The 13,595-nt window shown below is 38.4% G+C and carries 13 protein-coding genes and 1 pseudogene; 7 read left to right on the top strand and 7 right to left on the bottom strand.

The genetic code is table 11. The annotated features are described in order from the left end of the window. Positions 1-480: 480 nt before the first annotated feature. Complete coding sequence (locus KFZ56_RS08155; protein ID WP_222641431.1) at positions 481-840, bottom strand: YlbF/YmcA family competence regulator; 360 nt, start codon at positions 838-840, stop codon at positions 481-483. A 585-nt stretch (positions 841-1,425) separates the two neighbouring features. On the opposite strand from KFZ56_RS08155, the gene KFZ56_RS08150 reads away from it, so the two are divergent. Both KFZ56_RS08150 and KFZ56_RS08145 read left to right on the top strand, forming a co-directional pair. Further along, positions 1,426-2,316 carry a PucR family transcriptional regulator gene (locus KFZ56_RS08150; protein WP_222641429.1) on the top strand — a complete coding sequence of 297 codons (891 nt, stop codon included), beginning with the start codon at positions 1,426-1,428 and terminating at the stop codon, positions 2,314-2,316. Between the two features lie 90 nt (positions 2,317-2,406). Continuing rightward, on the top strand, positions 2,407-3,504 hold the full coding sequence (locus tag KFZ56_RS08145; protein WP_222641427.1) for an oligosaccharide ABC transporter ATP-binding protein MsmX: 1,098 nt from the start codon (positions 2,407-2,409) through the stop codon (positions 3,502-3,504). Between the two features lie 243 nt (positions 3,505-3,747). Here the strand turns inward: KFZ56_RS08145 and KFZ56_RS08140 are convergent, their stop codons facing one another. The 3 genes from KFZ56_RS08140 to KFZ56_RS08130 all read right to left on the bottom strand — a co-directional run bounded on the left by KFZ56_RS08140 (position 3,748) and on the right by KFZ56_RS08130 (position 6,008). After that, positions 3,748-3,945: an alpha/beta-type small acid-soluble spore protein gene (locus tag KFZ56_RS08140; RefSeq protein ID WP_222641426.1), complete on the bottom strand. Its 198-nt coding sequence runs from the start codon at positions 3,943-3,945 to the stop codon at positions 3,748-3,750. Positions 3,946-4,204: 259 nt separating this feature from the next. Continuing rightward, on the bottom strand, positions 4,205-5,590 hold the full coding sequence (gene fumC, locus KFZ56_RS08135; RefSeq protein WP_222641425.1) for a class II fumarate hydratase: 1,386 nt from the start codon (positions 5,588-5,590) through the stop codon (positions 4,205-4,207). Positions 5,591-5,774: 184 nt separating this feature from the next. Beyond that, the gene (locus KFZ56_RS08130) at positions 5,775-6,008 is read right to left on the bottom strand and encodes an IDEAL domain-containing protein (RefSeq protein WP_222641424.1); all 234 of its coding nucleotides are present in this window, start codon (positions 6,006-6,008) and stop codon (positions 5,775-5,777) included. A gap of 232 nt (positions 6,009-6,240) precedes the next feature. Here KFZ56_RS08130 and KFZ56_RS08125 point away from each other — a divergent pair, with 232 nt between their 5' ends. Further along, positions 6,241-7,110: a cation diffusion facilitator family transporter gene (locus KFZ56_RS08125; protein ID WP_222641423.1), complete on the top strand. Its 870-nt coding sequence runs from the start codon at positions 6,241-6,243 to the stop codon at positions 7,108-7,110. Positions 7,111-7,169: 59 nt separating this feature from the next. On the opposite strand, the pseudogene KFZ56_RS08120 reads toward KFZ56_RS08125, so the two are convergent. Beyond that, positions 7,170-7,462 (bottom strand): annotated as a pseudogene (locus KFZ56_RS08120) (branched-chain amino acid transport AzlD family protein). Continuing rightward, positions 7,459-8,190, bottom strand: a complete 732-nt coding sequence (locus KFZ56_RS08115; RefSeq protein WP_222641422.1) for an AzlC family ABC transporter permease — start codon at positions 8,188-8,190, stop codon at positions 7,459-7,461. The pseudogene KFZ56_RS08120 and the gene KFZ56_RS08115 overlap by 4 nt, the downstream one beginning before the upstream one ends. A gap of 369 nt (positions 8,191-8,559) precedes the next feature. Between KFZ56_RS08115 and nhaC the strand changes: the two genes are divergently transcribed. After that, positions 8,560-9,924 carry a Na+/H+ antiporter NhaC gene (gene nhaC / locus KFZ56_RS08110; RefSeq protein WP_222643943.1) on the top strand — a complete coding sequence of 455 codons (1,365 nt, stop codon included), beginning with the start codon at positions 8,560-8,562 and terminating at the stop codon, positions 9,922-9,924. Positions 9,925-10,217: 293 nt separating this feature from the next. On the opposite strand, the gene map is transcribed toward nhaC, so the two are convergent. After that, positions 10,218-10,970, bottom strand: a complete 753-nt coding sequence (gene map / locus KFZ56_RS08105; RefSeq protein WP_222641421.1) for a type I methionyl aminopeptidase — start codon at positions 10,968-10,970, stop codon at positions 10,218-10,220. 146 nt (positions 10,971-11,116) lie between these two features. Here map and KFZ56_RS08100 point away from each other — a divergent pair, with 146 nt between their 5' ends. From KFZ56_RS08100 to KFZ56_RS08090, 3 genes are read left to right on the top strand one after another with little or no spacing between them, the layout of a single operon-like run. Beyond that, positions 11,117-11,842 carry an ABC transporter ATP-binding protein gene (locus tag KFZ56_RS08100; RefSeq protein WP_222641419.1) on the top strand — a complete coding sequence of 242 codons (726 nt, stop codon included), beginning with the start codon at positions 11,117-11,119 and terminating at the stop codon, positions 11,840-11,842. Next, positions 11,835-12,557: a hypothetical protein gene (locus KFZ56_RS08095; protein ID WP_222641418.1), complete on the top strand. Its 723-nt coding sequence runs from the start codon at positions 11,835-11,837 to the stop codon at positions 12,555-12,557. Before KFZ56_RS08100 ends, KFZ56_RS08095 begins: the two co-directional genes overlap by 8 nt. 59 nt (positions 12,558-12,616) lie before the next feature. Further along, complete coding sequence (locus KFZ56_RS08090) at positions 12,617-13,477, top strand: permease-like membrane multi-spanning protein (protein ID WP_511262240.1); 861 nt, start codon at positions 12,617-12,619, stop codon at positions 13,475-13,477. Positions 13,478-13,595 lie beyond the last annotated feature (118 nt).

Below are 13,595 nucleotides of genomic sequence, written 5' to 3'. Positions count from 1 at the left end.
AACCTATTCGACACTGTTTTGCATAACCCTGCTAAGAAGAACAAAAGCGAAAAGCGCCTTTTTAAAACGTAGAGACCCCCGCGTTGCAACTGAGATTAGATGAACGTGACTTGTCGCCAATGAATGGCGAAAATCTACGTGAATCTTATGCTTGGAAAGCGAAAAGGAATCATGCCCCTGCATCAGGGGAGCCGTGCGTTGGCCGGCAAGGCCGTTCTTAGTTGGCCTTCCTTTGTCAAGTGAACCGATCATGACTTTCGCCACAGGCATAAGTGCGACTATGGCTCTGCCTGCGCCTGTTGGCCTGTCAGTCGCCAAGTCTTCTTTATCGTAGGGAGCTCTCGTGTTATCTCCTCGTTTTTGGCGCTTGTAGCTGGACGTAGCCATTAATCAATAATACGTTATGCCCAAGCAAATCATTTTATAATTTCATAGGCAATAAAAAAACTCACAGAATCAAATCCTGTAAGTTTCTTTTTATTATTCTGTTGTTTCTTCCGGATTGCCGTACAGCTCTTCTAATGGTGCAGTAATAATACGACTCACATCATTGATTACTGTGTTCAATCGCTGTTCCTCTTCCATTAATTTGGAAATCTCACTATGTTGTTGAACGAGTTCGACAACCTGTTGTGCCTTTTGTACCTCTTCTTCGGTGATTTCCTGTCCCTGCATTTGTTTTTCCTGTAAACTCATTTGGGTATCACGGAAATTGTTAAACATTTGCTTAGCAGATTCATCAGCCATCACCGCTTCATAGGCTACTTGCAGATTTTTAAACTCATCACTTTCACGAATTGCTTTTTCTAAGTCATATGCACTATCATAAATATTTGGCACGACATTACCTCCTTAAGTTATTCTAAAAATAACTATAACAAACGTAAAGATTCATGTATACTAATTCGTGAAAGATCTATTAAATCAGATATTTCTTTTCTAAAACAAAAAGGCTCTTTTCGTAAGTATTATTGCTTTTAAATCTTCGTAGTTGATATAAACTGCGACGTAGTGTGCAATATTTGCCACCGTCCGGGATCGTTACGGGCAATCGCGGACCTTAGGGCACGGCCTCAGCCTCCTCGGAAGAAAACCGCTTCCTGCGGGGTCTTCGGACACGTGCTATTCCCGCAGGAGTCGATTGCCCTCCACTCACCCGGACTACTGACAGCATGAAACTGCTTCGTTAATAATACAGTAAACTCACTGCCAGCGGAGGAAATACATGGAGACTCCTGCGGGAGGCAAGGCCTAGGTGAGACCTCGAAGTGCGTTAGCATGAGAGGGCTCACCAGCCGCCCGCGGAAAGCGAAATGTATTACCGGAGCGGGGGCATCATACTTCAAGTTACGTCGCAGTTTCTATCTTTTGTGTCGAAAACATTAATTCTTTTTAGAAAACAGCCTACCAAAAAGAGGTTTTAACATGCTTAACCAATTGCAAAACATTTTTCCATCAATGATTAAATATAACGATCATGACCATAACATAAATGACAATTATCAATGGTTCATTACCGATATGAACAACATTATCGGTATTGATAAAGACGAATTAACAACCAAAGATATTTCGATCTTAACTGCTTTTCTAACACCCTATGATATACAATTTCCCGTACCTACAGAAAATGAAAAGACATGGAAACAACGCATAAATAATGGTGCCCAAAACGAAGCAGTAACACCTTATCGTTTTGTCTATTTTTCCATTAAGAAAAACCAGACAGATCCCAAATCATTTAAAGAGGCACTCGATGCATTTTTTACAAAATCCGTCCCCATTTTATGGGAAAACGAAAATGAAGGCATCATCATTGAAGAACAAACAGCTGAAACAGAAGAGAACATTTCCTATGGACAAATTATTGATGTATTAATGAGTGACCTCTATGTAAAAATTAAATTCCTGGTTGGTCCTTATTTAGATAATCTAAAGGATATACACCGCTATTACCATTTGTTTCTAAAAGGAGCTGAAATAGCATTTACATACTCGGATAAATCAGTTATTACTTATACCGATGCTATTACCTATAACCTACTTGATCAAGTAGATGTAAAATTAAAGCGTGAAATAACTGCAATCGTACTAAAAGAATTTGCAACAGATGAAGACGTCCTACATACAATCAAAACTTTTATCGAATGCAACTTAAATGTATCCCTTGCAGCGAAAGAATTATATATGCATCGCAATAGTCTGCAATATCGATTGGATAAATTTATCGAAAAAACAGATATGGATGTACGCCAATTTAACCAGGCAATGGTTGTTTATTTAGCATTACTAGCAAACATGCACAAAAGCAAGTGATATATTTGGGCATGTTTCCTATTCCTTATTTGTCCTTCCTTTTATACAATTAGGTTAATAAATCGTTTACATAAATGGAGGAGATTTACAATGGCTGAATTACGTATGGAAAATATACAAAAAACCTATGACAAGAAAGTTACTGCAGTAGATGATTTTAATTTAGATATTACAGACAAAGAGTTTATCGTATTTGTTGGACCATCTGGTTGCGGGAAATCAACAACATTACGAATGATTGCAGGCCTGGAGGAAATTTCAGAGGGTGCATTATATATTGATGACCAGAAAATGAATGATGTTGCACCGAAAGATCGTGACATTGCTATGGTTTTCCAGAACTATGCATTGTACCCACATATGAACGTTTATGATAACATGGCATTCGGATTAAAACTTCGCAAATTTAAGAAAGATGAAATCGAAAGACGTGTGAATAATGCTGCTGGAATTTTAGGTTTGGAATCATACCTGGATCGTAAACCAAAAGCTTTATCAGGAGGTCAACGTCAGCGTGTAGCTTTGGGACGTGCTATTGTTCGGGATGCCAAGGTATTCTTAATGGATGAGCCATTATCAAACCTGGATGCTAAACTACGTGTACAAATGCGTGCTGAAATTCAAAAGCTTCATCAACGTTTAAAAACAACCACAATCTATGTAACCCATGACCAAACAGAGGCAATGACCATGGCAACCCGACTTGTTGTCATGAAAGACGGATTTATCCAACAAGTTGGTGCACCGAAAGAGGTTTATGATAACCCTGAAAATATATTTGTTGGCGGATTCATCGGCTCCCCATCTATGAACTTCCTTACCGGAGAATTAACGGAAGGACATTTCGAATTAGAAGAAATAAAAATAAAGGTCCCGGAAGGTAAAATGAAAACGTTGCGTGATCAGGGTTATGTTGGCAAAAAGGTGACCCTTGGCATTCGCCCGGAAGATATTCATGATGAGCCAGCATTTCTTAATGCTTCACCAGAAACTAAAATTACAGCAGAAATTGACGTTGCGGAATTAATGGGGGCAGAAACATATCTTTATTCAAAAGTAAAAGGGCAGGACTTTGTGGCAAAAGTCGATTCAAGATCAGATATAAAGGGTGGTGCCAGTATCGATTTGGCATTTGATTTAAACGGCGCTCATTTCTTTGATCAGGAAACAGAATTACGGATAAGATAATTTTTATTAGAGGGTTGGACAATACAAAAGTGTTTCATTAAAAATGACAAACATTGCCAAACTTAGCATAGGAAGCGTATACTCTAGTTTCAGCCAAAAAGATGATAAAGCCCAGAAATGAGCAGTAAGCAATTTATTTCAGTTCGTGTGATCTTTGTGTTGGATATTAAAATAGAGGGAAAGCTTCGGTGAGCTCTCCCTCTATCACTTAGAGGTTGATACCTCTAATAGCCATCGTTATTATTATTGTTGTCCATTCATTTGTTGTTGAGCAGTTTGAACAAGTCTTTTCGTGATTTCACCACCAACAGACCCGTTAGAGCGTGAAGTTGAATCAGCGCCTAAATTAACGCCAAATTCTTGAGCAATTTCAGTTTTCATTTGATCAAGTGCTTGCTGTACGCCAGGTACAACTAGTTGATTTGAATTGTTATTAGCCATGTTTTTCACCTCCCTGTAATCAATAGTGTGAGCAAATTACTGTAACTTATCACAAATTATCGTTGGTAAATTGTTCAAAAAAACGGTTGTCCCATCATGAAAGGATGGACAGCCGTTTTACATTTTTTACATAGGAATTATCAAGTTTGATGACGGATAATGCAGTAGCCGTTAATGGGCGATAGGTCAAATTCATCTAATACTGTTGCGGAATGACCCGGTTTGTACATTACTAACCGGGCGCTTCCGCTGTTGTTCTTTATTTTGGATATGTCATTTCTTCAGGATTAACGTATCTTTCAAATTCCTCTGCAGTCAGCAATCCCAGTTCTACCGCTGTTTCTTTAAGCGTGGTATTATCATTAAATGCTTTTTTTGCGATTTTAGCTGCATTTTCATAGCCTATATGCGGATTTAATGCAGTTACAAGCATCAATGAATCGTTTAAATATTTTTCGATTTGCTCGTGATTTGGTTCAATGCCTTGAGCACAGCGTTCATCAAATGAAAGAATGCTGTCTGCCAAAATTTGACAGGATTGCAAGAAGTTGAAAGCAATCACTGGCTTGAATACATTTAATTCAAAATTCCCTTGGCTTGCTGCAAAACCAATGGTTGCATCATTTCCCATTACTTGAGCTGCTACCATAGTTACTGCCTCACTCTGTGTTGGGTTTACTTTCCCTGGCATAATGGAACTACCAGGCTCATTTGCCGGGATCGTAATTTCTCCAATACCACTACGAGGGCCACTTGCCAACCAACGAACATCATTGGCTATTTTCAGCATATCTGCAGCCAGTGCTTTTAATGATCCGTGCGCATAAACAGTTTCATCATGACTTGTTAATGCATGAAATTTATTTGGTGCGGAGATGAAATTTTTCCCTGTAAATGTATTAATTGCCGCACAAACCTTCTCTGAAAAATCTGGATGTGCGTTTAAGCCTGTCCCTACTGCCGTTCCACCAATAGCAAGCTCCCTTAAATAATGCGTGCTTTCATTAATCATCATTTCGGATTTTTCCAGCATGCGATGCCATCCGCTTATCTCTTGCCCGAGTGTTAATGGGGTTGCATCCTGCAAATGTGTCCGTCCAATTTTTACAATATCCTCAAATGCATCGACTTTTACTTTTAATGTATCTTTTAATGTGCGCACAGCCGGAAGTACGGTATCCTCCAGTTTTAAAACAGAAGCGATATGCATGGCTGTTGGGTAGGTGTCATTGGAACTCTGTGATTTATTGATATCATCATTTGGATGAAGTTTTAAATCACTGCCAGCATCCTCCAGCCATAGATTGCCTACATATGCCATCACTTCATTGACATTCATATTCGATTGTGTACCACTACCTGTTTGCCAAACCACCAATGGAAAATGATCATTTAATTTACCATCCAGAATTTGGTCAGCTGCATAGAAAATAGCCTCTGCTTTTTTATTATCGAGTAGGCCAAGGTCGTTATTAGCTTTTGCCGCACTTTTCTTCAATATCGCAAATGCCTTGATAATTTCTGTTGGCATTTGTTCATTTCCGATTGGGAAATTTTGCTTACTCCGCTGTGTCTGCGCACCCCAATATTTAGTTGCAGGTACATGTATCTCTCCCAATGTATCTTTTTCTATGCGATAATCCATTATCTTATCCTCCCTATGTACTTGGTTTCAATCTCATTCTATTGTATCAAATTTTATGGAGATTAAAATAATGAAACCATCGTTTATTAAATCGTTTTCGTAATCATTTTCTATCGCCTCTCCGGCTACGCTTATCCAGTAAAATAGCCTTGCCCAACAAAGGCAAGGCTATTTGCATCTGGTATTATTCCCATACATACTGCTTGAACAATTCACTTAAGTTTATAAATTCCTGTTTATTTCCAGTTTCAATAGCATTATTAATTGCTTTTTCCAATTTTTCCTTATTCCATATAAAACATTGTTCATCTAACATCATTCGCGCTGTAAGTTTAAATTCAAACGGGATTTCTTTTCTGGCTTTAAGGATTTCTCCCTCATAGCGATAATATCGCAACAGCCGCTTTTCCTTTTTCACGGAACACGCCCCCTTTGTTCCTTTTCCCTATTATCTTAGATTTTTCAAATAATTGCAATATAAAATACGTATATTTTTAAATTTAGGTAAATGTCCGTATGTCCCTTGTTTATTTTTCCCATACTAAACTTACTTTGTCTTTTCCAATACATTAAACATGCTGCTTGAATGTTTCTCTAGACCCACCACATACTCCTTTGTTAGAATGTTAAAGATCACGGGAGGCTATACTATGAATCATACAGATAACTTAAAAAGAGGAGAAAAAGGGGCTTGGCTTAGTATTGGCGCTTATATCATTCTAGCCATTGTTAAATTGATTGTTGCCGAGATTGGCGATTCAGAAGCCTTACGTGCGGATGGTTTAAATAATTCCACCGATGTGGTGGCATCCATTGCCGTTCTAGTCGGCCTAAAAATTTCTAGAAAACCGCCTGATGAAGACCATCATTATGGACATTATCGAGCAGAAACCGTTGCATCCTTATTTGCAGCGTTTATTATGATATTTATTGGATTACAGGTTATTTTTAACACCATTCAACAAGTAATAGAACAAGAATCTATAAAGCCTGATTTGCTAACAGCCTGGGTTGCACTTGGCTCTGCACTGGTTATGTTTCTCGTTTACTTCTACAATGTACAGCTCGCCAGAAAAACCGAAAGCAGTGCTTTATATGCAGCAGCACAGGACAATCGTTCCGACGCATTAGTAAGTATTGGTGCATTTATCGGTATTATAGGAGCACAATTTGGCCTTTTCTGGTTAGATCCGTTAGCAGGATTAATCGTAGGAATCATTATTTGCAAGACAGCCTGGGATATATTTAAAGATGCGACGCACACGCTGACAGATGGCTTTGACGAGAAAAAAATTGAACAAATACAATCAAGTATCTCCAAGGATCCGGACGTAAAAGAAGTGGTTGATATTAAAGGTCGTATACATGGTAATCAATCGTTTATTGAAATTACGATTCTGGTGGATCCCAAATTGAATGTTCAAGAAAGCCATGATATTACAGACCGTATTGAAAATTATTTGGCCAACCAATATCATATCACGTACGCGCATATTCATATTGAACCATATTATAACTAAACAGGCAGTCACGGGCGGACAGCCTGTTTAACTGTTTTACATACGTATTCCTATCCAGATCACATGGATAATAGAAATACAGTAATAATTCCTCCAATGACTACCAGGATAACATTTAAACCGATATATGCCAGTCCAATGGCTACAATCCCCCTATTAATCCAATGTACGGCCGATCCGGAATAACGGATAAAATTCCCGGGAAAATAAGGGCCCCCAAAGCTGCATAGGGGATTGCATTTAACCAGCGATTTATCCACTCACGAAATACTAATTTATCGATAACAAATGCAGGAATCACCCTTGGGATCATGGTAACAAGCGACATTCCAATAATAATGAAGAAAATCATGACCGCTCCTCCTTTAGTAAATAGATTCCACTCGCTCCCCCAATAATCGTACCAAATACAATAGCCCATCCTGTGCTCATCCCCAAATAGACACAGATTGTATTAATCAACATCGCTATAATTGCAATAAAGCCAACTTTTAGCTCTTTCTTCACCGAAGGAACTAATAGACCGATAAACATCGCATATAATGCAATTCCCATACTCTGACTCAATCGATCCGGAATAACTTCCCCTAGTACTCCGCCTAGAAAAGAACCGAAAACCCATGACAAATAAGCCATTAAAATAATTGCAGTATAAAAAAGAACGCCCTTTTCCATTTTTGCTTCTTTCGAATTTAAAGCAGCCACAGCAAATGTTTCATCTGTTAATCCCAATGACAATGGAGCCTTCCATTTTAAGCTGATGCTTCGCAATTGATTCATAAAAGACAAGCTCATTACAAAATGCCGAAAATTCAGTACAAATGTGGCAATAATTATTTCCAACGCACCCGCGCCAACAGCAATCATATTCGCACCCATCAACTGACTGGCTCCTGCAAAAACCATGACGCTCATCAGCGTTAATTCGGATAAAGTCATCCCTGCCTGTTTCGCTAGAACTCCGTACGTTATCGCAATTGGCAGGTAACCAAGCATAATGGGAAATCCGGTTGTAAGCCCTTTTCTGAACATATGTATAGATGGTGTTGTATGTTGATTTTCAGCTGCATTCGTTCCCATTTCCTATCCCCCTTGAACCAAAATTATAGACTATTATATCTGATTTTTTAAAAATAAAAAAGCCATGCCTTGAAAATTAATGTTGACATACGGTCAACTTACCGTGTATATTCAATATTAATCACGTCACAAAAAAGAATACGATGATCCAAGAATGCGAAGTAGGTTATTTTTAAAAGGCAGTTAAAGAGACGGAGCGGTTGGTGCAAGCTTTGGCAGAAAATAATTGAATTACACATTCACGATAACGGATTTTACGAGAGTGGTTGAACGATCATGTTCATCAACCAGGGTGGTAACGCGGAGAATGAGCTTCGTCCCTATGTAGGGATGGAGCTTTTTTATTTTAAGAAGAAAGGAGATTTACGCATGTTTCCGGTCAAACCGAAATATAACCCTTCAGTTACAGAATCAATTATCTTTTTTATTGTCATTATTGGTTTAATTAGTTATTTTATCGTCGAATTAGGAACAGATCCACATATTCCCATACTACTTGGTATATTCATTCTTGTTGCGTATGGATTAATACGGCAAATTCCATTTAAAGCGCTGGAGGAAGCTATGATCACCGGAGCAAAATCCGGTATGGGTGCTGTCTTCTTATTTTTATTAATCGGAATTCTAATCAGCAGCTGGATGATTAGCGGTACCATTCCTGCTTTAATCAATGTAGGGTTTTCTTTTATTGGTGGTACATGGTTTTATGGAATCGTATTTGCTATTACAGCCATTATTGGCGTTTCGCTCGGAAGTTCCCTGACAACAACGGCAACAATTGGTGTCGCTTTTATTGGAATGGGCAGTGCAATGGATGCATCTATGGCGATCACAGCTGGTGCGATTGTTTCAGGTGCTTTCTTCGGTGATAAAATGTCTCCATTATCTGATACCACCAATCTGGCATCGACGATTGTAGGGGTGGATTTGTTTGATCATATTAAACATATTAGTTTAACTACCATTCCGGCATTTATAATCGCTTTTATTTTATTTGTGCTATTATCACCGGATCAGGCCGTTTCAACACAAGGTGGAAATCACTATCAAGCAGCGCTGGACGCAACCAACCTCATCCATTGGACGTCATGGATTCCTTTACTTATATTGGTTATCTGTACCATTTTTAAGATACCTGCATTTATTGCCCTGGGTATCAGTAGCTCGATTGCCACATTACTTGCAGGCATCACGAGCGGACTTGGATGGACGGAAATATGGAATATTTGGTTTAATGGATACACAGCTACAACAGAATTTGAGCCAGTGAATGAGTTATTAACAAAAGGTGGCATAAATAGCATGCTATTTACGGTATCTCTCGTTATTTTAGCTTTGGGATTTGGCGGACTCCTGTTTGTAACCGGAATTATTCCAAGTATTTTGGCTGCTTTTCAGGAAAAACTCAAGAAAATACGAACCATTATTGTTTCAACTGCAGCAACTGCCATTGGGGTAAACGTATTAATCGGGGAACAGTATCTTTCCATTATGCTTACAGGGGAAACATATAAGGGCGTTTATCAAAAAGCTGGGCTCTCCAAAAAGGCGCTTTCACGAACGCTAGAAGATGCCGGGACTGTCATCAACCCACTCGTTCCCTGGAGTGTATGTGGCGTCTTTATCGCAGATGTACTCAATGTTCCCGTACTCACATATCTACCATTTGCTTTCTTTTGTTTAATCAGTCCTATCATTACCATTATATTTGGAGGCAGATCATTGAAAAGTTAACTATGGTGCATGAGCTTTACACGAAGTATTTTCTAAACGGTTGTGCCTATGACATAAAAGCAACAACTCTGGCGAAAAGACGTGTACGAAAAAGGTTGCCTACGGAAATTTCCAGCAGGCAACCTTTTTATTCATACATGGCTTGCTATCCTCAATATTCCCCTTCTTCTAATGCTTTGCCGTTAAAGTAACCATTACTTTTTTGATATCGGCTGCGATTCTTCCAATTGAATTGGAGTAATAATATAATAAACCTCGCTCCAGAAAACACACTACACGCAGCTAAGGGGAACTCACTTATCCTGATCCGTTGTCAAAAGCGGACCGTCTTTTGTAATTACAATTGTGTGTTCATATTGTGCAGATCGTCCTCCGTCAACAGTTCTGGCTGTCCAGTTATTCGTATCCATCTGGCTTTGCCAGCTGCCTTCATTGATCATCGGTTCAATGGTAATAACCATGCCTTCTTTTAAACGAAGTCCCTTGTTCGGGAGACCAAAATGCGGAATATTTGGTTCTTCATGTAATGTTGGCCCAATACCATGTCCGGTAAAATCACGTACTACCGAAAACCCTTCCCCTTCCGCATAACTTTGAATGGCATGACCAATATCACCGATACGATTTCCAACTTTTGCTTGTTCAACCGCTTTATCTAATGATGTTTTTGTCACTTCCATCAGGCGTTTTCCTTTTTCATCCACATTTCCTACAGCATAGGTCCATGCAGAATCGGCTAAACCTCCATCTAAATTGACGACCATATCAATGGTTACGATGTCCCCTTCTTTTAATTTTTCTTCCCTAGGGAAACCATGACAAATCTCATCATTCATTGACGCACAAATAGCATATGGATAACCATTAAATCCCTTTTGCTCCGGAGTAGCTCCGTGTTCAGCTAAATATTTCTCTATAAATGTATCGATTTCCATTGTAGTAATACCCGGCTTCATCATCTTAGCAATTTCCTTATGTGCTTGAACAAGTAAATCACCTGCAGCTTGCATTTTTTCAATTTCTCGCTTACTTTTTCTTGTAATCATAATTACTTCCTTTCTATGCATCAAAATACATTAAAAGATATGGTAAACTATTGATTATACATGTTACGCATCAAATCTACACTATAGAGTGTACCATAAAACAAAACCACTTTCAGTAAGTAAACATTACGTAGGGGGAAATCGCATTGATTGAAATTAAAGACGTTACCAAGGATTTTCCAGGGGAAAAAAGAGCGATTGATTCGTTAAATTTAACTATTCCTGATGGTAAAATTATTGGGTTTTTAGGGCCTAATGGTGCCGGAAAATCTACAATGATTAAAATGTTAACAGGAATTTTACCAATTAGCAGCGGGCAAGTTACATTAAACGGCCTGGATATTGAAAAAAAGCCCATTGCTGCAAAGAAACTATTCGGTTATGTGCCGGATCAACCTGATATGTTCCTACGGTTAAAAGGGATCGAATATTTAAATTTTATCGGTGATATATTTGACGTCCCAAAGCAAATTCGAGAAGAAAGAATAGAGCGACTAACAAAGCAATTTAATATTTACGAAGCACTGGGTGATTATATTCAAACCTATTCTCATGGTATGCGTCAAAAAATTATTGTTACCGGTGTATTAATCCATGATCCTGCCATTTGGATTTTGGATGAACCATTAACCGGACTCGACCCAAAATCTTCGTATATGTTAAAAGAAATGATGCGCACGCATGCCAATGAGGGAAATACTGTATTCTTCTCCAGTCATGGCCTGGAGGTTGTCGAACAATTATGCGATGAGGTTGCAATCATTAATAATGGACAGCTTATTTTTCATGGAGACATGCATGAGTTGCGTGATCAATATCAATCCGATCAATCGTTGGAGGAAGTGTTTCTGGAGTTGACGAATAATGAATAAAACACGACTTGTTATGAAAACGATGCTTAAGATGCAATATTCGAAAGCCGGTAAAAGCAGTACTCGAATTGGGCTTTATGTTATGGCGGCCTTTTTCTTATTGCCATTTTTAGGTTTTTATATAATCTTTATCCATACTATGGTTGAGGCCTTATATGAATTCCTACAACCATTCGGACAGGAGTCCCTTATCCTTGGAATACTGTTTTTGAGCCTTCATATGCTTTTATTTTTCATTAGTATTGCAACTGTGATAAGTGCGTTTTATTTCGCAGAGGATATTCATTCGTTTATTCCATTTCCGCTTCAGCCTTATCAATTATTGCTCGGAAAAGCAGCCAGTCCTTTTTTGTACTTGTATGTCACTGCCGGGGCTGTCTTTTTACCCGCATTTTACTTTTACGGAAGTGTAAGCGGAGCTTCTATTTTATATTATTTATTCGGAGTTATCCTATTCTTGTTGCTACCCATTATTCCGTTTACGATTGCTTCCATCCTAGTCATGCTTGTTATGCGCTTTGTCAATGTTGCTAAAAATAAAGATCGCTCAAAAGTTTTTGCAGGCATATTATCGTTATTCTTTATTATCTTAATCAATGTGCTCGTGCGACTTAATATAAATAATGAGGTTATCACTAGAAATTTTGCGTCCTTTATGCAGGAAAGGGATGACCTCCTGCAACTGATTACAGCTTCCTATCCCCTGCATTCGTAAGTACATTAGCACTTTCAGAAAGCACAACCTGGGTAGGTGTTCTTTCTTTTGCTGTTTTAATAGGGATCAGTATAGGAGCTTTTTTTCTCTTCATTTGGATGGGTCAATTGCTTTATCTAAAAGGGGTATTAGGTAGTGGGAGTAGTAATAAAAGGAGAATATCGCAAAAGAAAGTAAAAAAACAAATAACCAAGCGACCTGTATGGTTGGCCTATATGCTAAAGGAATTACGGATTATTTTCCGAACACCAACATTCTTGATGCAATGTGTGATTCAGGGATTATTTGGCCCTGTTTTTATTGTAATTATTTTAATGCTCGATTCCCGTAATGATTCACTGGCAGGTTTTATGCGTATGTTTTCTGAAAAAGAAAGTTTACTCCTGTTGTTTATGGCTGCAATATTTATTTTAGCTGCAAATGCTACATCTATCTCATCTATTTCACGGGAAGGAAAGAACTGGGAGGCTAATTTATTTCTTCCACTATATCCAAAGCAGGTTTTCTTCAGTAAAATAGCTACAGCCTGGATCATCAATTTAATTGCGATTGTATTATTTTTAATTGTGTTCATTACGATCCTGCAAATTCCGGCAATGATGATTTCATGTTGGCTGATTCTCAGTTTAATTGCAAATTGGTTTACGAGCGCGCTGGGTACTTATCTTGATTTCTTAGCCCCTAAGCTAAACTGGACAGATGAACAGGAAGTATTTAAGGCTAGAATGACCGGCATCTTCTCTCTTTTGTACACGGTAGGTTTATTCGGTGTTATGGTATTGTTTATATGGAGTATGAATACCATTCAAGGTCTATGGATGACTTCACTGATTTTACTTGTTTGTCTGCTTATTGCTATAGGTATCGTTCACCAATTACTCCGGCGAAAAATCAACGCGAATGAACAGCAACGGATTTAAAAAACGTTACGCATGCTTTTTTGAAATCAGAAGACCAAAGTCGGATCATTGGAAAAAGGATCTTTTCGTATGCATTGTTGCTTTTCAATCTTCGCTGTTGATGGAAACCGACGTAATG

This window comes from Virgibacillus sp. NKC19-3 (assembly GCF_019837165.1).
In the GTDB taxonomy this organism is placed as follows: Bacteria; Bacillota; Bacilli; order Bacillales; family Amphibacillaceae; genus Virgibacillus_L; species Virgibacillus_L saliphilus.
The sequence above is the reverse complement of the archived record's forward strand: the minus strand, read 5'-3'. Positions and strand labels throughout refer to the sequence as shown.